The organism is Nocardia tengchongensis (assembly GCF_054781395.1).
Window position 1 is genome coordinate 1,530,182 of record NZ_BAAGUM010000006.1, and the last position, 18,233, is coordinate 1,548,414.

Here is an 18,233-nt window from a genome sequence, read left to right on the forward strand (position 1 = left end):
TGTCCGCTACGCCACACCACAGGCGGGAAATCGGGCGAATGGGTTTGAGCTCCAAGTCGGGCCGGAGTAGGCATGACTCATGACCACCGCCACCGCTTATGCCGTCAACGCTCCGGACGGGGCTTTCGAGAAGGTCGCCATCGAGCGCCGCGAACTCGGCCCCCACGACGTGCTGATCGACGTGAAGTACGCGGGCATCTGCCACTCCGACATCCACACCGCCCGCGACGAATGGCACGGGACCGCCTACCCGTGTGTGCCCGGCCACGAGATCGCCGGCCTGGTGGCCGCGGTCGGCTCCGAGGTGACCCGGCACCAGGTCGGCGATCGGGTCGGCGTGGGCTGCCTGGTCGGCTCCTGCGGGCACTGTGAACCCTGCCTCGCCGGGGAGCAGCAGTACTGCGAGAACGGCGCGACCTGGACCTACAACAGCCCGGTCCCCGCCGAGCTGCAGGCGGGCGGGCGCACCCTCGGCGGCTACTCCACGCAGATCGTGGTGACCGAGGACTTCGTGCTGGCGATCCCCGAGGGCATCGGACTGGATGTGGCCGCGCCGCTGCTGTGCGCGGGCATCACCCTGTTCTCGCCGCTGCGGCACTGGAACGCCGGGCCGGGCAAGCGGGTCGCCATCATCGGCATGGGCGGGCTCGGGCACGTCGGCGTGAAGATCGCCGCGGCCATGGGCGCCGAGGTGACCGTGCTCAGCCACTCGCTGTCCAAGGAGGAGGACGGCCGCCGCTTCGGCGCTCACCACTATTACGCCACCGGCGACCGCGACACCTTCAAGCAGCTGCGCGGGCACTTCGACCTCATCATCAACACCGTCTCCGCCGATCTGCCGATCGAGAACTACCTCAAGCTGCTGCGCCTGGACGGCAGCCTGGTGGCCCTCGGCCTGCCCGATCAGCCGTACTCGGTGCGGGCTTCCGCGCTGTCCGGTTTCCGGCGTTCGCTGTCGGGCTCCATGATCGGCGGCATCGCGCAGACCCAGGAGATGCTGGACTTCTGCGCCGAGCACGGCATCGGCGCGGAAATCGAGGTGATCTCCGCCGACCGCATCGACGACGCCTACGAGCGCGTCATCGCCTCGGATGTGCGCTACCGCTTCGTCATCGACATCGCGACCATGTGACCGTGACGCGAGAACCCGTGCGGCAGTGGTGGAACCGGCGGCAATTGCCGCCGGTCCCCACTACCCCGTGCTGATCAGTTCGCGGGCGGCGGGCTGAAGACGCCGAAGGCGTTGCCCGAGGTGTCGAGGATCTTCGCGAAGACCAGTCCGTTCTTGGCGGTGACGGGCTGCTGATCCACCTTGCCGCCCTGCCGCTCCGCCGCGGACAGCACCGCGGGAACGTCCTGGACCAGGACGTAGAAGATGGCGTGGTTGTCCGAGGCATCGCCGACATGGGCGACACCGCCCGCCGGCATCTCGTTGCCGGGGTAGGTGATCAGGTCGTAGCCGCCGTCCTCGTCCGGGTCGGCGGCGAAGTTCCAGCCGAACAGTTCCCGGTAGAACGCCTTCACCGAATCGGGCTGATCGCTGCCGATCTGGAACCAGGCGACGGTGTCGAAGGGTGGAGTGGTCATTGCTGCCTCCCGTGAGGTCGTGGTGGATTCCCTTGCCCCACCACGATCTCGCCACCCGGCGACAACCCCCTGTCGGTGTTTCCGGACCTTTTCCACGGTTTTCCGTCCGACCTAGCCGAGCGAAACCATCCGCACCTCGTACACCGGCTCGTCGCGGCTGCACATCTCGATGGAACGTTCCGGACCGATCCGCTCGGTCAGCACGATCCCCTTCATCCGATCGAGCCGGAAATTGCGCGGCTCGTCCCGCAGCAGGCACCAAGCCAGCAGGTACCAGCCTTTACTGCCGTGCAGCAGGGCCACCGGTTCCACCTCGCGTTCACTGAGCACGCCCGCCCGGTCCAGGTATTCGATGCGCAGCACCCGCCGCGCCACCACGGCCAGCTCCACCTCCGGCGGCACCGGCATCGGCGCGACCTCTTCCGGCCCCTCCAGCAGGCGCACCCGCTGCGCCAATTGCCGTGCGGCGTCGGCGTTCTGGCGCGACATGGCCGCCAGGATCTTGCGCAATGCGCTCTGCCCGGCCGCCGCGAACGGCCCGCCGTCGGCCCGGGCCACCGCCACCGCGAGCGCCACCGCCTCGGCCGCGGTGAAGTTCAACGGCGGCAACGACATGCTCTTCTCCAGCGCGTACCCGCCCCGCCGCCCCACATCGGCGTAGATGGGCACCCCCGACTGCTGGAGCGCACTGATATCCCGCTCGACCGTGCGCACGCTGACCCCGTGGCGCGCGGCCAGCTCCCGTGCGGTGCGCAGGCGCGGCGACACCGCCCGCAACTCCTCGACGATCGCGTAGAGCCGGTCGGTGCGGTTCACGCCCACACCGTAGCGACCCCCACCGACAATTCCGGCTCCGCGATTCAGCTGCCCGGCTTCCACTCCTGGTCCGGCGGCACCTGATCACCCTTCTGGTCATACGAGTCGTGGTGCTGCTTGCTCGTTTCGGGATCGTCCACCGGCTGATCACCCTTGCCTGTCGGATCCATGCTCACTCCCTCGTTTCGACGATCGATGGTCACAAGGTAATCGCCGATTCATGACCGATTCGTGACACCGGACCCGAAAAACCCCGGTCCGATCGGCGGATCGAACCGGGGTTCCGAGTGAGAGCGCTACGGCCTCAGGCGGTTTCGCCCGCGGCCGCCTCCGCGCGCCGGCGGACGCGGCGGGCCGCGGCGACCAGGTTGCGCAGCGACGGGTCCAGCTGCCAGTGGTGGCGGGTCTTCAGACCGCCGTCCGGGTTGGCCCACAGGCGTTCCGGGGTGACGGCTTCGGCTGCGGCGGTGAGCAATTCGTCCAGCTCGTCGATGTCCGGGATGCGCGCGGAGCGGGACTCGTACACACCCGGGCCGACGCCGTGGGTGAGGCCGCGGCCCTCGGCGCAGTCCTCCTTCAGCGCCTCCAGCACCCATTCGATGGAGCGGGTGGCGACGATGGCGGTGACGTCGGCGTCGAGTTCCTCGATGGCCGCCACCACGTCACCGCGGCTGGAATAGCCGATGTGCGTGTGGATCTGGGTCTCGGGCTTGATGCCCGAGGTCGCCAGCCGGAACGCGCCGACCGCCCAGCGCAGGTATTCGGCCTGCCCCTTCTTGCGCAGCGGGAGCAGTTCGCGGATCGACGGCTCGTCCACCTGGATGATGGCGATGCCCGCCTTCTCCAGGTCCGCGACCTCGTCGCGGATGGCCAGCGCCACCTGGTCGGCGGTCTCGTAGAGCGGCTGATCCTGGCGCACGAAGGAGCGGGCCAGCATGGTGACCGGGCCGGTGACCATGCCCTTGACCGGCTTGTCGGTGAGCGACTGCGCGTACGCGGTCCAGGACACCGACATGGCTTCGGGGCGGGCCACGTCGCCGTACACGATCGGCGGTCGCACGCAACGGGATCCGTACACCTGCACCCAGCCGTAGTGGGTGGTGGCGAAGCCGTCCAGCTGTTCGGCGAAGAACTGGATCATGTCGTTGCGCTCGTGCTCGCCGTGCACCAGCACGTCCAGGCCGATGTCCTCCTGCAGGCGGATGCTGGCCTCGATCTCGGCTTCGATGCGCTTGCGGTACTCGTCGTAGGACAGCCGGCCCTGACCGAGGTCGTGGCGCGCCTGGCGGGCGGTGGCGGTCTGCGGGAACGAGCCGAGCGTGGTGGCGGGCACCAGCGGCAGCCGAAGTTTGGCCTGCTGGGCGAGCTTTCGCAGCTCGTAGGGTTCGCGCACCCGCATCTGCGGGGTGACGGCGTAGACGCGCTGGCGCACCGCGTGCTTCTGCTTGAAGTGCACCGAGGTCGGCTTCTTGCGCCACTTCTCCGACGGGCCCTCGGTGAGCGCCTTGGCCAGCGAAACCACTTCCAGCACCTTCTGTTTGGCGAAGGCGAGGCGGTCGGCGACGGGACCCTCGAGGTCGTATTCGCGCAGCACGTCGTAGGGCACGTGCAGCAGCGAGGCGCCGGTGGACACCACCATGTCGGGACAGACCTGGGCGAGCGCGTTGAGGTATTCCAGTGTCACGTACCGGTCGGCGCGCCACACATTGGTGCCGCTGATGACGCCGGCGTAGAGGCGCTTGCGCTTGATGCCGGGGATCGCGGCCAGGTCCTCGGGCCGGACGCGGTGGCCGGCCAGGTCCAGGCCGATGGCCTCGACCGCGGTGCGGCACAGGATCTCGACGGCCTCACCGAAGTCGCCGTAGGGGCCGGTGACCAGCATCCGCGGGCGCAGCGGGGCCTTGGACAGGCGCTGGTAGGTCTTCTCGAACAGCTCCATGGTGGAGGGCGAGCGGTCGCTGGTGAAGCAGGGCTCGTCGAGCTGCACACAGGTGGCGCCGCGCTTGGCGAGCAGCTCGAACAGTTCCTCGTACACCGGTAGCAGCTTGTCGAGCAGCACCAGCTTGTCGAATTCGGTCTCGCCGGGGACGGAACCGGTCTTGGACAGCAGCAGCAGCGACAGCGGGCCGAGCACCACCGGCCGCAGTTCGATGCCGACCGCCTTGGCGCGGTCGAATTCGTCGAGCAGCGCTTCGGGGTGCAGCGAGAACTCGGTATCGGTCGCGAGTTCGGGCTGACGGTAGTGGTACGGCGTGTTCAGCAGCTTGACCAGCTCGAGCGGCGGCAGGTCGGGGCGGCCGCGCGCCATCAGGAAGTAGAAGTCCAACGGGTCCGAGCCTTCGCGGAACGGCTCGAACCGCTTGGGGACCGCACCGAACAGCAGCGCGTTGTCGAGGATGTGGTCGTAGAAGGAGAAGGTGTTGCCGGGGACCTGGGTCAACCCGGTGGCGGCCAGCTCCAGATACTGACTCTCCTGAATCTCGCGTCCGACCGCGAGCAGTTCGTCACGAGAGAGCGTGCCGTGCCAATACGACTCGAGTGCACGCTTGAGTTCGCGGTGTTGCCCGATCCGCGGGTACCCCAGAATGCTGGACCCGAATCCGTCGGCGACGTTGACCATGAGAAGGACACTCCTTCCGAGCTGCGGGCCGGAATCGACCTGTTTGCAGCTTATGCCCGGTGAAGGCGGACGCCGCCACATGCCCGGCGACGCGCACCTTGGAAAACTGACGAGCGGCGAGCCCCGCCCCCGCGACGACTGATCTCGCGAGATGCGGGTAACTCACCGGGGACGTCCACAATCGGTTCGGCACCCAACCGCCGGCACGGGTTGCCGACGGCGACGGCTCTCAGCCGCCCGCTGAGTACGCGGAGAGGCGGGCTAGCCGCGGTTGTACTGGTAGAAGCCCGCTCCGGCCTTCTTACCCAGCAGACCCGCCTCGACCATGCGCATCAGCAGCGGCGGCGCGGAGTACAGCGGCTCCTTGAACTCGCTGTACATCGAGTCGGCGATGGACTTCACGGTGTCGAGGCCGACCAGGTCGGTCAGCGCCAGCGGGCCCATCGGGTGGGCGCAGCCCAGCACCATGGCCTTGTCGACGTCTTCCTTGGTGGCGAAACCGGATTCGACCATCCGGATGGCCGAGAGCAGGTACGGCACCAGCAGCGCGTTGACCACGAAACCGGAGCGGTCGGCGGAGCGCACGACCTGCTTGCCCAGCACGTCGGCGGCGAACTGCTCGGCGCGCTTGGTGACGGTCTCGGTGGTCTTGAGGGTGGTGACCAGCTCGACCAGCGGCAGCACCGGCACCGGGTTGAAGAAGTGCATGCCCACGACCCGCTCGGGGTTGTTGGTGGCCACGGCGATCTTCATGATCGGGATGGAGGAGGTGTTGGAGGCCAGCACCGCGTTGGGGTCGGTGACGACCTTGTCGAGTTCGCTGAAGATCGCGGTCTTCACGTCCTCGTTCTCCACGACGGCCTCGACCACCAGCTGGCGGTCGGCGAAGTCGCCGAGGTCGCTGGTGAAGCGCAGGCGCCAGGCGGCCTGTTCGCGCTCGCGCTCGGTGATCTTGCCGCTGGACACCCCGCGGTCCAGCGACCGCAGAATGCGGGCGCGACCGGCGGCAGCCAATTCACGGGTCTGTTCGAAGACGAGCACATCGACGTGTGCTCGGGCGCAGACCTCTGCGATGCCCGCGCCCATCTGTCCGGCACCGATAATGCCGACGCGCTGAATCTTTTCGCTGCTCACGTCCCGCTCCTGCTGTTTTGGCCGTCGTGGCTATGGATGAAGGCGTCGTACCGAACGACCCTGCGCCTTCTTAAGGTCTTGAAATGCACTCGAAAAACACGTTATAGGGAAATGCCCTCCCCGCCGGGGCTGTCGACGGGAAGGGCGGGTGAACACCCGCCGGGAGAGGCTTGCCATCCCTCCCGACGGGGGTTCGGGGTTCCCGGGGCGGCGGAGGTTGTGATGCGACTACCGCCCCGGGCACAGGTTCTCAGAACCTGTTGTGGCTCAGTGGAACTGGCCCTCTTCGGTCGAGCCCTTCAGCGCAGCGGTGCTGGTGTTGGGGTCAACGGTGGTGGCGATGGTGTCGAAGTAGCCGGCGCCGACCTCACGCTGGTGCTTGACGGCGGTGAAGCCACGCTCGGCGGCGGCCTTGAACTCGCGCTCCTGCAGGTCGACGAACGCGGTCATGCCCTCGCGGGCGTAGCCGTGCGCCAGGTCGAACATGCCGTAGTTCAGCGAGTGGAAGCCGGCCAGGGTGATGAACTGGAACTTGAAGCCCATGGCGCCGAGCTCACGCTGGAACTTCGCGATGGTCGCGTCGTCCAGGTGCGCCTTCCAGTTGAAGGACGGCGAGCAGTTGTAGGCCAGCAGCTGGTCCGGGAACTCGCCACGGACGGCCTCGGCGAACTTGCGCGCGACCTCGAGGTCCGGCACGCCGGTCTCCATCCAGATGAGGTCGGAGTAGGGGGCGTAGGCCTTGGCACGCGCGATGCAGGGCTCGATGCCGTTCTTCACACCGAAGAAGCCCTCGGCGGTGCGGGTGCCGTCCAGGAACTCGCGGTCGCGCTCGTCCACATCGGAGGTGATGAGGGTGGCGGCCTCGGCGTCGGTGCGGGCGATGATCACCGACGGCACGTCGGCGACGTCGGCGGCCAGACGCGCGGAGGTCAGGGTGCGGATGTGCTGCTGGGTGGGGATCAGCACCTTGCCGCCCAGGTGGCCGCACTTCTTCTCGGAGGCCAGCTGGTCCTCCCAGTGCACGCCGGCCGCGCCGGAGGCGATCATGGCCTTCTGCAGCTCGTAGGCGTTCAGCGCGCCACCGAAGCCGGCCTCGGCGTCGGCGACGATCGGGGCCAGCCAGTTGGCGACCGAGGTGTCACCCTCGACCTTGGCGATCTCGTCGGCGCGCAGCAGCGCGTTGTTGATGCGGCGGACCACGGCCGGAACCGAGTTGGCCGGGTACAGCGACTGGTCCGGGTAGGTGTGGCCGGACAGGTTGGCGTCACCGGCGACCTGCCAACCGGACAGGTAGATGGCCTTCAGGCCGGCGCGAACCTGCTGCACGGCCTGGTTGCCGGTGAGGGCGCCCAGCGAGTTGATGTAGTCCTCGTTGTTCACGAGGTCCCAGAGGATCTCGGCACCACGGCGCGCGAGGGTGTGCTCCTCGACGACGGTGCCCTGCAGCTTCACGACCTGCTCGGCGGTGTAGCTACGGGTGATGCCCTTCCAGCGGGGGTTGGTGTCCCAATCCTGCTGAAGTTCCGCAGCGGTCTTCGGGGTGCCGACCTTCGACATCTCTGACTCCACTTCTTCGTTCGGTCTCGGTAGCCCCGCGAGTCGAACTTCCGAGGTGGATGTTCGACCACTGCTGGAGCGGCAATTTGCAGACTTGCTAGGCCCGCGAGGTGTACTTCCACACGATGGCACAGGAAAAAATGTCCGTCTACCTGTTGCAAGTGTGAATCCCCGCTAGCTTTCACCGGCATCTTGCTAAGCCTGCAAAATTTGCCTGTTAATAGCAGCGCGGAAATCTACTTGCCAGTAGCGCTGACGTGCAGTTTTGCATAACGCCCGTACTGTTTGGGTGATGCGGGCCACCGGTGCATGACGCGCCGATGGCCGTCCAGATGTGAGCACCTTCACAGCACAGTGTGATCTTGAAGGTTGTGAGGCAAGCCACCGGGGTGCCCAATTCGGGCATATCGCACCCCCACCGCGCCCGTCCGCACCAGGCAGAACGGCTCGCACGACCCCGTCGCCGCCGGGCGCGAACCGCCGACCGGACCGGGGTCGGTGGCCACCTGATCGGTACTGCACCCGGCCGCGACCACCAGCATGACCACGAGCCCGAATGCCAGTACCGCCGCGAACCCGATCAGGAACCGGCCCGGATGCACCCGGCGCGGGAACCCCAGCAGAAACGCGATCCCGCCGATTTCCACGATCATCGGACCGACTCCTCCAGCGCGCCGCAGCGCAGCGCCAGCAGGCACATCGCGTCGGTCAGTTCCAGTTCCAGCTCCTCGGCGTGCAGGCGGGCCAGCAGCAGATCGGATTCGCTTGCCGGGCAATCCGATTCGGCCAGGATCAACTCCGCGAGCCGCACCCCGACCAGGGCTTGGTCGCGGCTGAGCCGCCGATGCGTGGGCAGATAGGACAGCATCCAGCTGCCCCGATCCGGTTCCGGAACATCGATGCGGAATGCGACCTCTTGTACCAGGTCACTGGTGATCAACCAGTCCGACGGCACCTGAATCGCCATGTGCGAACTCCCTTCTGCCCCATCGACCGTCGCCTCGGTCGACATACTTCGAGCATCCAGAAGCCGGGCCGCCGAATCCCGAACTGTTGACGGAGAAGTTCCGCAATTACGTGATGAGTCTTGACCTGGGGAAACAGCCGCTGCTACCAAGGAAATGTCAGTAACGGGGGCGGGTTTCGCGCTGGCGCGGCCGGGCCATGGCACCGGAGGCAGGGATGAGCGGTCCTCATCATCCTACGACCAAGGCGGAACGGCGGCGGCTGCGAGACCGCTTGGCGCAGAGCGGATTGACCGACGCGCAGCTGCTGCCGCTGCTGGTGGGCGAGCTGCGGCAGCAGGGTCTGCGGCCGCGGGTGGCGTGGCGGTACGCGGCGGGCCTGGCGCGCACCAACAACCGCCGCGAGATCGCCGAACTGACGCTCGACGACGTCGCCGCGGAGTTCACCGAGCGCCGGCCGGATCGGCGCAGAACCGTTCAGGGCAACCAGATTTCGCAATTCGAACGCTGGCCGGGGGTGAAGGGCGGTCCGCGACTCACCGTCGAGGTGCTCGAGGTGCTGGCCGACATCTACGGCACCACCTGGGATCAGCTGGTCGACACCGCGGATCTGCAACGGCTGAGCACCGAGGAGGTGGAGCGTTTCCGGGACGCGGTGGCCCGGCGTTCCACCGTTCGAGCCGGTGTCCCGGCCGCGGATCTGCCGCCGCGGGAACCGAATTTCATCGGGCGCAAGGCCGCGGTCGAGGAGTTGAACGCCCGGATCACGGCGCATCGGCGCGATCACCGGGCGCCGTCGGTGCACGTGATCCACGGCCATCCCGGGGTGGGCAAGACCGCGCTGGCGCATTTCGCGGAAGCCGTGTTCGCGCCGCGGTATCCGGACGGCCGGATCTGGGTGGACCTGCACGGATACACGCCGGGCCGGGAGCCGCGGGAGCCGGCCGACGTGCTGGAACAGCTGCTGCTGGAGATCGGGATGCCGCGCGAGCTGATCGCCGCCGATCGGGGGCGGCGGGCGGAGCAGTGGCGGACCGCGATGGATAAGAAGCAGATGCTGATCACCTTCGACAACGCACCCGACAGCGACCATGTGCGGGATCTGCTGCCGTTGACGCCCGGCACCCTGGTGGTGATCACCAGCCGGACGCGGTTGACCGGGCTGGCCGGAGCCGATCCGCTGCACCTCGCGGCGATGAACGAGGTGGAGGCCGAGCAGCTGCTGGTCCGGCTGGCCGGGCTGCCGCCGGGTTACGACCGCGACGCCGCCCGCCAGATCGTGCGGACCGCGGCCGGGCTGCCGTTGGCCGTCAAGCTGATCGCGGGTCACATCGCCTATCACGGTGAGGGCATGCTGGCCGAGTGCGCGGCCGATTTCACCGAGCTGACCGAACGCAACAAGCAGTCGCCCAGCCGGGTCGGCGATTCCCCGGCACGCCACATCCTGGATCGCTTCCGCGCCGAGAAGGAGTCGGTGCGTTCGGCTTTCGAGATGTCCTACCGTCGTCTGGGCGATGCGGATCTGCAGCGGCTGGTGCGGCTGCTGGGCTGGCTGCCGGGCAACGAGATCACCGCCGAGACCCTGGGCGCGCTGGCCGCGATCTCGCTGGACGAGGCGAAGACGCTGATCAACCGCCTGTCCGAGGCGGGTCTGCTGGACGCGGTGGGCGGGTTGAATCAGCAGTCGCGGTATCGGATGCACGATCTGAATCGGTTGTGGGCGCAGTTGCAGGCTGATCTGGAGAATCAGCCCGATGATCGGCGGGCCGCGGTGGATCGGATCGTGGGGCACGGTTTGACGGTGGCGCGGCAGGCGGCGACGGTGCGTCCCTTCGACGCCGCGGGCAGCCCCTACACCGCGCCCGGTTCGCTGGATGCCGCCACGCATGCCCGGGACTGGCTCAATCGGGAGCGGGAACTGCTGCTGGGCTGTCTGCCGCTGGCCGGAATGACCGCCGACACCGCGGAGTTGGCGCGGCTGATGGCCTGTCATCTGTGCAGTCTCGGGCATTGGTCGGACGCCGATCGGCTCTACGACCGGGCGTTGCGGATCGCGCATCGGCTCGACGATCGGGTGGGCCGGGCGTGGGCGCTGTTGGGGCGGGGCCGGATCCAGCGGCTGCGCGGGCAGCACGATCAGGCGGCGGCCACCTTCGACGCCGCCTACCGCATCGCGGTGGAACTGTCCGATCGCCGGATCCAGGTCGAGTTGCTGTGTGAGCGTGGTCAATCCGAGTGGGTGACGGGTGACTACCGTTGGGCGCGGACGCATTTCCAGGAGGCGCTGCAGATTTCGCGGGAGATCGGGTATCGGCAGACCGAATGCGATGCGCTGGAGGGGCTCAGTCAGGCCGAGCGGATGGCGAGCCGGTATCGGGAGGCGGTGCGGCATTCGCAGGAGGCGCAGGCGATCGCCTCGGAGTTGAGCGATCTGGAACGGCTGGGGACCGCGCAGTGGGGCTATGCCGAGGTGGTGCGGCTGTGGGGGCGGTTCGAGATGGCGCGTCCGCTGTATCTGATGGTGCAGCGCATCGCCCGCAGCATCGAGCATCGGAAGCTGGAGGGTGACGCGCTGCGCGGCCTCGGGCACGTCGAGCGGATGATGGGCAATGCCGAGGTGGCGCGCAAGCGGTACGACGCGGCGCTGCAGATCGCCCGCCGCATCGGTGACCAGTACAGCGAGGAGTGGTCGCTGTGGGGGCTGGGGAATCTGGCGCGGGCGAACGAGGAGCACGAGCAGGCGCGGGGCTACTTCACCGAGGCCTACGAGATCGCGAAGCTGATCGACGATCCGCTGGGTCGGATCGACACCCAGCGCGGGCTCGGGCACAGCTATCGCCGGGACGCGGGCGGCGCGGCGACCGAGAACTACCTGCGCGCCCGCGAGCATTACGAGGAGTCGTTGCGGGTGGCCCGGGAGATCGGCGACCAGCTGGGCCAGGCGGACGGGCTGCGCGCGTTGAGCAAGCTCGCCGTCCGGATCGGCGACCCGGAGACGGCGTGCGAGCTGCTGGGCCGGGCGCTGGAGTTCTACGAGGAGATCGAGTCGCCGCGCGCGGAGATCCTGCGCGCCGAGCGCGCGGAGCTGGGCTGCTGACCGTCACCCGCACCGGCGCAGCGCCAGCACCGCGAGCGTGCGCGCACACGCCACCATTTCGCTGATCAGCACGTGTTCCTCGGTGTCGGGTCCGGCGCCGCGCGGGCCGAACAGGCAGCATTCGATGCCGGCGCGGCTGAGGTGGGTGGTGTCGTTGCCGCAGAACGAGAACGGCAGTGCCAGACCGGTTTCGGTGACGGCGTAGTTCGAGACCTGCCGCAGGATTTCCGCAATGTCCTGTACCAGTAGCGAATCGGGTGATTCGTCCATGGGCGGCATGTCGGCGCCGCCGACTTCGAAGGCCGGGTCGGGCGGGTGGTCCAGAGTGATCACGGCCTCGGGGTTCCGCTTGTTCGCCCGCTCCACGAGTTCTTCGAGCGCCGCGATGACGTCGTGCGGTTCGTAGGGCGGCGGATAGCGCACATCGATCAGCGCGGTCGCCTTGTCGGCCAGATAGCTGATGCCGGACAGCACGTGGCCTTCGCCGCGGCCGCCGATCAGACCGGCGATCTGCACCCGCGGCAGGGTCGGGAAGTCGTGGTTGACCAGCCCGAGGTGCGTGGAGTCCAGCAGGTCGAGCGTCTGCCTGAGCACCGCGATGGCGTCGACGCCCTCGCGGTGGCGGCTGGTGTGGGCCTTGCGGCCGCGCACCACGATCGCGCACTTCTGCACGCCCGCGGTCCGGGTCAGCACGCGCCGCACCGAATACGGTTCGGGTACCACCGCCGCGTCGGCGCGCAATCCGCGGCGCAGGGCGTCCAGGGTGCCGATGCCCCCTTGCAGTTCACCGGCGACGAATTCCAGCAGCAGTCCACGCCGGAGCCGGGTCCCGCTGCGCTGCACCATGATCGCGGCTCCGAGCATGGCGGCCAGGCCGCTCTTCATGTTGTGCAGTCCGGCCCCGTAGAGCCGGTCTCCGTCGCGGGCGGCGATGAGCTGGTCCGCGGTCGCGTCGCGGCCGAGCGGGTCCATGTCGAGGTGGCCGTTCAACAGCAGGGCCGGGGTTCCGTCGGTGGGGCCGAGCCGGCCGACGGCCTGATAGCGCCCCGGCTGCACGCGGTGCAGCACGGCCCCGATCTTGTGTGCGCGCAACAGCTTTCGCACATGCCTGGCCAGTGCGGTCTCGTGGCCGGTCGGCGAGGCGATGGCGGTCAGCCCGGCCGCGATGCCGAGCAGCTCGTCCTCCGGGAGCAGCTGATCGAGTTCCGCGGGCGACAGTGACACCCTCACGCCGGCCGGAACCCGATCAGGAGGACGTCGCGGTAGGCGGTCCGGCCGGGCGCCTGCGCGGTGATCGGTCCGGCGTAGTGGAGCACGCGTTCGTCGTCGAACGCGTAGGAGTCGAGTGGTTCGGTAAGGGTGAAGCGGCGCAACAACTTCGGCTGCGATGCGGGGTCCACGGGTGGATCGTAGATCTCCGACACGCCGCCGGTGATGTTCTCGCGGGCGATCAGGTGCGCCGACCCCGCGAGCAGGCCGTCCCGGTGGATTCCTTCGGGTGCGGGTTTGCCCGGGGCCAGGATCCGGATGTAGTGGGCGTCGACCAGGCAGCGCGGAGTCCGCCGTGTGTCGAGCACCCCGGCGGCGCCCAGCAGCTCGGTCACGCCCCCGATGATCTTGGCGACCACCGGGGTCGCGGGATGCTCGCCCGGGATCAGCGCGAAGCGCCGTTCGATGCCGCCGACCAGCGGATTCACCTCGGTCGACTGCCAATACGGGGGCGGGTCGGGCACGATCCGCAGGTCGCGCTCGGCCACCGACAACTCGAAACACTGATAGGCGCGATGCCGGTAGTCGTCGCCGGGCGGCATGCAGGTGTCGAGCCGGGTGTCCGCGTGGAACGCGGCGGCCAGCACACCGTGTTCGGCGGGCGTGACGGCCAGGTCGGTCGCCGTCAGCAGCCAGGAGCCCGGACTGTCCGGAACGTGTCGCGCATCCGCGCTCCGCATGGCGGAACCCTCGTGGACGAGAATGGCGACACCTCCAGGGGACGGGCCGAACCCACAGACGCGGCCCACATTAGCCCGTTCCGGGCCGACCCTCTCGGTACGGCTCGCGGGACGAATCGCCCACCGCGCGCACCCGTCTCCGGCGCTACCGGCGAGCACCCCTCAGCTCGCCGGCGATTCCCCGGTTGTGGTGGGGCCGAAGCAGAACGGCGCGCCCGGCCCCGGGTGTCTCGTCCTCCTCGGGAGGCTCGTCGCCGTCCGGTGTGCCGGTGTCGCGCAGGGCGAGCAGGCACATGGCCTCGGTGACGGTGAGTCCGATCACCGCGGCGTGCAGGGCGGCGATGTCGGCGTCGAATTCGCCTCCGGGACTCCGTAATCCGATCAGGATCAGTTCGGCGAGGCCGAGGCCGGCCAGGGCTTGTTCGCGGGTCAGGCGCCGCGTGGTGGGCAGGTAGGACAGCACCCACTGCCCGCGGTTCCGCTCGGGGACGTCGACCCGGAACGCCACTTCGTGGGCGACGTCCGAGGTGAGCAGCCACTCGAGTTCGATAATTGCCATCGATCCGATCCTCCGTTCGATTCGGACCCCCGCCCGTCCCGGCATCGCCCGATGATTTCAGTACACCCGCCGGGGGCGGCGGCTCCGCTACCTCGTTCGACGTCGATTTCTTCCCGGCTTTCCGGGGCCTCGACCTGGGCGGGAGCGCCGGGCGGCGGCGGTTGTTTCGCGCCCAGGCCCGGATTTCTTCGCTACCGTCGATAACGAATACAGCTGTCCGCCAAGTGAATACGTCCCGTGATCGATTGCCGGGGAATGGCGGGCGGACGAGGAGGCCTGTGATGACGGGGTCCGACGCGACCGCGCCCGAGATCACCCGGCTGGCCCGCTCGCTGCGGGCGCTCGGGTTGAGCGAGTCCACGCTGATCGAGCCGCTGGCGCTGGAACTGGTGCGGCGCGGGCTGCGGCCGCGCACGGCCTGGCGCAAGGCCAACGGCCTCAATCAGCGGCAGGCCGCCGATCGGTTCAATCAGCTTGCGCCCCTGGTGGATCCGGACGGTCACCGGGAGCCGCGCATGAAGAACAGCCGGCTCTGCGAGATCGAGAAGTGGCCCGCCCGCACCCCGGAGGGCTACGGCTATCGCGCGCCGGGGCTGCACACGCTGGAGTTGCTCGCGCTGGTGTACAACACCACCTGGGATCGACTGATCGACCTCGACGACCTCGCACAGTTGTCGCCGGGTGATCGCCGGGCGTATCAATCGGCGCGGGAACGGCTGGGGCTGAACCGGACCGCGGCCGGGCTGCACTACGTGCCCTCCGTTGACACGGTCACCTTCGTCGGGCGGCGGCGGGCGATGGAGGAGATGCGCCGCCGCGTCGATCTGCATTTCCTGGGTGACTCACGCGCGCAACTGATCACGGGGGTCGCGGGGGTCGGCAAGACCGCGTTCGCCCGGCAGCTGGTCGCGAAGTTCGCCGACCGCTTCCCCGACGGCGCGGTGTGGCTGAGCATGCGCAGCCACGATCGGGAGGCGCGGGCGGAGGGCCAGGATCGGGACGCGGGGGCGCGCTTGCTCGCGGCGGGGCTGAATCAGCTGGGCGTGCAAGCGCCGCTGCACGCCGAACCGGGCCGGTTGCTGCAACTGTGGCAGCGCGAGACGGGCGGTCGGCGGCTGATCGTGGTGTTCGACGATGTGCTGGAGAGCAAGCAGATTCGGCCGCTGCTGCCGCGGTCGGCGGGCTGTTTCGTGGTGATCACCAGCCGGCGGCCGCTGACCGGCATGGTGCGGGTCAATCAGCTGGAGTTGGAACCGCTGGGCCTGGACGAGGCCGAGGAGATGCTGGCCACGCTGGGCAATCTGGGCCCCGGCTACGACTCCGGGGCGGCCCGCCGGATCGTGGCGGTGGCGGGCGGGCTGCCGCTGCCGATCCGCCTGGTGGCAGGCCGGATCAGCCGGACGCCGGGGCTGCTCGCGGACCTGCGCGACGACCTGGACACGTTGACCACGCTGGTGACCCTGCCCGCGACCGATCCGCGCGCGGGACTGTGCCCGGCCGAGCTGATTCTCGACAAGTTCGCCGCCGAGGACGAGTCCACCCGGGACGCCTTCACGCTGTCCTACGCGCGGCTGCGGGACGAGGAGGCGCGGCGGGCGGTGCGGCTGCTGGGCTGGTTCCCGAGCGCCACGGTGTCCTCCGACGACTTCGCGGCCCTGGCGCAGGCCGAGGATTCCGCGGCGAAACGCCTGCTGCAGCGGGTTTTCGAGGACGGCATGATCGATCAGCTGGCCAGCCGGCCGGGGCATCAGCGCTATCGGATGCACAATCTGCTGCACCTGTACGCGCGCTGCCGCGCCGACGCGGAGAGCCTGCCCGGGGAGCACGGCGCGGCGCTGGGGCGGCTGCTGCGGCACTACCTGGAGACGGCGCACGCCATCGGCAAGCCGCGGCCGTTCGACACCGTGCACCAGCACGCGGGGCGCGACTCCCGCAATCCGAACATGGCCGTCATGCAGGCCCGGCCGTGGTTCGAGGAACGCCTGGGCACCATGATCGCGTGTGCCCGGACCGCCGAGCGGACCTCGGACACCGCGCGATTCGCCGATCTGCTGGCCGGGCAGCTGGCCACGCTCGGGTATGTCGCGGAGAGCCGCGCCATGTTCGAGCTGGCCACCACGATCAATCACGCCATCGGGGACCGGACCGCCGAATGCGACGCCTGGTACGGGCTCGGCCACCTGCTCCGCACGGTCCGCGAATACGCCAGGGCCGCAGCCTGTTACGAACACGCTCGCCTGCTGGCCGAGGAGATCGGGGACCACGCCCGCACCGCGCGCACCCTGCTGTGGCATGCCGCGGCGCTGCGCCACCAGGATCGCCGCGACGCGGCCCGCGCCGCGGTGCGCCAGGTGTTGCGCATCGCGCACTCGATCGGGGACCCGCACCTGGAATGCGATGCCCTGCGCGAACTGGGCCATATCGAGCGGCTCAGCGAGCAGTACGCGGCGGGTGACGAGTACTACCGCCGGGCGCACGCCATCGCGCTGCGCATCGGCGACCGCTACTGCGAGGGCTGGTCGGTCTGGGGGCTGGGCGGCATCGCCGGCCTGCGCGGCGACCTGGACGAATCCTGGACCCTGTTCGAGGAGGCGTACCGGATCAGCAAGGAGATCCCCGACACCCTGCTCCAGATAGACACCCTGCGCGGCTTCGGCCACATCCACCGCAATCGCGGCGAATTCGACGCCGCCCGCATCAAATACGAGGAATCGCGCGCCCTCACCCGCGGCATGTCCGACGCCGGCGGTGAGGCCGCCGCCTGGTGGGCGCTCGGCGAACTCGAACGCCGCGCCGACAACCCCGCCCTCGCCCAGGTCTACCTGGAGAAGGCCCGCACCCTCTGCGAAGGCATCGACCCCGCCCGCCTGCTGAAAGTCCAGCAGACGCTGACAGCCCTCGGCGCCTGAGTGGGCGCGACGACCGCGATCGCGCCATCGCGCGCCCGCGTTCGCGCAGGGGCCGCAGTCGCGCCCTCGGGCACCTCCGGCCGCTGCGATCACGGCCTCGCCGCACAGCGAAGCCGTGTCGCGCGCTCGCGCACAACGGGCGGCGGTTCTCGGGGTTCGCACCGCTTCGCGCACCGCTGCTCGGCGGGCAATGTGCGGTCGGCCGGTCGGGCTATCCTTCTGGTCGCTTGGCCAGCGAACCTGCGCGGACGGGATTACCCTGCTCGCGTGAGTCCCGAACGCTGCGATGGAATTCTGCTCGCGGCCGGTGCCGGTCGGCGATATGGCATGCCGAAAGTGCTGGCCGAGGGTGGTGCGTGGCTGCGCGGGGCGGTGACGGCGCTGCGGGCCGGCGGGTGCGAGCGGATCTTCGTGGTGCTCGGCGCGACCGGGCCGGCGTACCAGGCAGCGAACGGCGGCTGGCTGGTGTCGCAAACCTCGGGCATCGCCATTCCCGTAGGCGTGCAACCGATTTGGGCGTCGGATTGGGACGAAGGATTGAGCGCCTCCACCCGGGCGGGGCTGGCGGCCGCGGCCGCGCCGGGCATCGGCGCGAACCCGACGATGGCCCCGCCGACATCCGAAACCGCCAGTCGCACAGTGGATCCGAATGCTGCGGTGCGGACTGCCGTGGCAGGGAATGCCTTGCCGGGGAATTCCGATGCGCGGACTGTCGGCGACGACGCGAACCGCTCCCCCGCGGAGTTCGTGGCCATCATGCCGGTGGACACCCCCGACGTCGGGCCCGAGGTGGTGGCACGGGTGATCGCGGCGGCGCGGGCGAGCGAGAGCGGGCTGGCGCGGGCGTTCTTCGGGTCCACCCCGGGGCATCCGGTGGTGCTGGGGCGGCAGCACTGGGCGGGGGTCCGCGCGAGCGCGGAGGGAAATTCGGGGGCAGGCACTTATTTACGACAACGAGCGGATATGGTGTGCGTCACGTGCGACGACCTCGCTACGGGGATCGATCGGGATTATCCGGCGGGCAGCGCACTGTGAGCGGG

15 protein-coding genes are annotated in these 18,233 nt (G+C 69.1%); 4 read left to right on the forward strand and 11 right to left on the reverse strand.

Annotated elements, in window-relative coordinates:
• The first annotated feature begins 79 nt into the window (after nucleotides 1-79).
• Nucleotides 80-1,132 (forward strand): NAD(P)-dependent alcohol dehydrogenase, encoded by a 1,053-nt coding sequence (locus tag ACYVKL_RS17985; protein ID WP_379164759.1) that lies wholly within the window; start codon nucleotides 80-82, stop codon nucleotides 1,130-1,132.
• A 74-nt stretch (nucleotides 1,133-1,206) separates the two neighbouring features.
• Here the strand turns inward: ACYVKL_RS17985 and ACYVKL_RS17990 are convergent, their stop codons facing one another.
• The 8 genes from ACYVKL_RS17990 to ACYVKL_RS18025 form a co-directional block, all read right to left on the reverse strand.
• Nucleotides 1,207-1,587 (reverse strand): VOC family protein, encoded by a 381-nt coding sequence (locus ACYVKL_RS17990; RefSeq protein WP_213559095.1) that lies wholly within the window; start codon nucleotides 1,585-1,587, stop codon nucleotides 1,207-1,209.
• 111 nt (nucleotides 1,588-1,698) lie between these two features.
• On the reverse strand, nucleotides 1,699-2,403 hold the full coding sequence (locus tag ACYVKL_RS17995; protein ID WP_379164761.1) for a helix-turn-helix transcriptional regulator: 705 nt from the start codon (nucleotides 2,401-2,403) through the stop codon (nucleotides 1,699-1,701).
• 44 nt (nucleotides 2,404-2,447) lie between these two features.
• Complete coding sequence (locus tag ACYVKL_RS18000) at nucleotides 2,448-2,573, reverse strand: hypothetical protein (RefSeq protein ID WP_379164763.1); 126 nt, start codon at nucleotides 2,571-2,573, stop codon at nucleotides 2,448-2,450.
• Nucleotides 2,574-2,707: 134 nt separating this feature from the next.
• On the reverse strand, nucleotides 2,708-5,023 hold the full coding sequence (gene metE, locus ACYVKL_RS18005; RefSeq protein WP_379164765.1) for a 5-methyltetrahydropteroyltriglutamate--homocysteine S-methyltransferase: 2,316 nt from the start codon (nucleotides 5,021-5,023) through the stop codon (nucleotides 2,708-2,710).
• Between the two features lie 261 nt (nucleotides 5,024-5,284).
• On the reverse strand, nucleotides 5,285-6,157 hold the full coding sequence (locus ACYVKL_RS18010) for a 3-hydroxybutyryl-CoA dehydrogenase (protein ID WP_379092010.1): 873 nt from the start codon (nucleotides 6,155-6,157) through the stop codon (nucleotides 5,285-5,287).
• Nucleotides 6,158-6,424: 267 nt separating this feature from the next.
• Nucleotides 6,425-7,714 carry an isocitrate lyase gene (gene aceA, locus ACYVKL_RS18015; protein ID WP_357190319.1) on the reverse strand — a complete coding sequence of 430 codons (1,290 nt, stop codon included), beginning with the start codon at nucleotides 7,712-7,714 and terminating at the stop codon, nucleotides 6,425-6,427.
• Nucleotides 7,715-8,058: 344 nt separating this feature from the next.
• Complete coding sequence (locus ACYVKL_RS18020) at nucleotides 8,059-8,367, reverse strand: hypothetical protein (protein WP_379164768.1); 309 nt, start codon at nucleotides 8,365-8,367, stop codon at nucleotides 8,059-8,061.
• A complete protein-coding gene (locus ACYVKL_RS18025; protein ID WP_379164770.1) occupies nucleotides 8,364-8,681 on the reverse strand; it encodes a hypothetical protein in 318 nt (105 codons plus the stop codon). Before ACYVKL_RS18025 ends, ACYVKL_RS18020 begins: the two co-directional genes overlap by 4 nt.
• Nucleotides 8,682-8,896: 215 nt before the next feature.
• On the opposite strand from ACYVKL_RS18025, the gene ACYVKL_RS18030 reads away from it, so the two are divergent.
• Complete coding sequence (locus tag ACYVKL_RS18030) at nucleotides 8,897-11,776, forward strand: tetratricopeptide repeat protein (protein WP_379164772.1); 2,880 nt, start codon at nucleotides 8,897-8,899, stop codon at nucleotides 11,774-11,776.
• Between the two features lie 3 nt (nucleotides 11,777-11,779).
• Here the strand turns inward: ACYVKL_RS18030 and ACYVKL_RS18035 are convergent, their stop codons facing one another.
• From ACYVKL_RS18035 to ACYVKL_RS18045, 3 genes are all read right to left on the reverse strand, one after another.
• Entirely contained in the window at nucleotides 11,780-13,006 is a 1,227-nt protein-coding gene (locus tag ACYVKL_RS18035; protein WP_379164774.1) for a M20 family metallopeptidase, read from the reverse strand.
• Entirely contained in the window at nucleotides 13,003-13,725 is a 723-nt protein-coding gene (locus ACYVKL_RS18040) for a 2OG-Fe dioxygenase family protein (protein WP_379164776.1), read from the reverse strand. The genes ACYVKL_RS18035 and ACYVKL_RS18040 overlap by 4 nt, the downstream gene beginning before the upstream one ends.
• Before the next feature lie 145 nt (nucleotides 13,726-13,870).
• The gene (locus tag ACYVKL_RS18045; RefSeq protein WP_357190309.1) at nucleotides 13,871-14,284 is read right to left on the reverse strand and encodes a hypothetical protein; all 414 of its coding nucleotides are present in this window, start codon (nucleotides 14,282-14,284) and stop codon (nucleotides 13,871-13,873) included.
• Between the two features lie 281 nt (nucleotides 14,285-14,565).
• Between ACYVKL_RS18045 and ACYVKL_RS18050 the strand changes: the two genes are divergently transcribed.
• The gene (locus ACYVKL_RS18050; protein WP_379164778.1) at nucleotides 14,566-17,193 is read left to right on the forward strand and encodes a tetratricopeptide repeat protein; all 2,628 of its coding nucleotides are present in this window, start codon (nucleotides 14,566-14,568) and stop codon (nucleotides 17,191-17,193) included.
• Nucleotides 17,194-17,520: 327 nt separating this feature from the next.
• Nucleotides 17,521-18,228, forward strand: coding sequence for a nucleotidyltransferase family protein (locus ACYVKL_RS18055; protein WP_379165777.1), 708 nt, complete (start codon nucleotides 17,521-17,523; stop codon nucleotides 18,226-18,228).
• The last annotated feature ends 5 nt before the right edge of the window (nucleotides 18,229-18,233 follow it).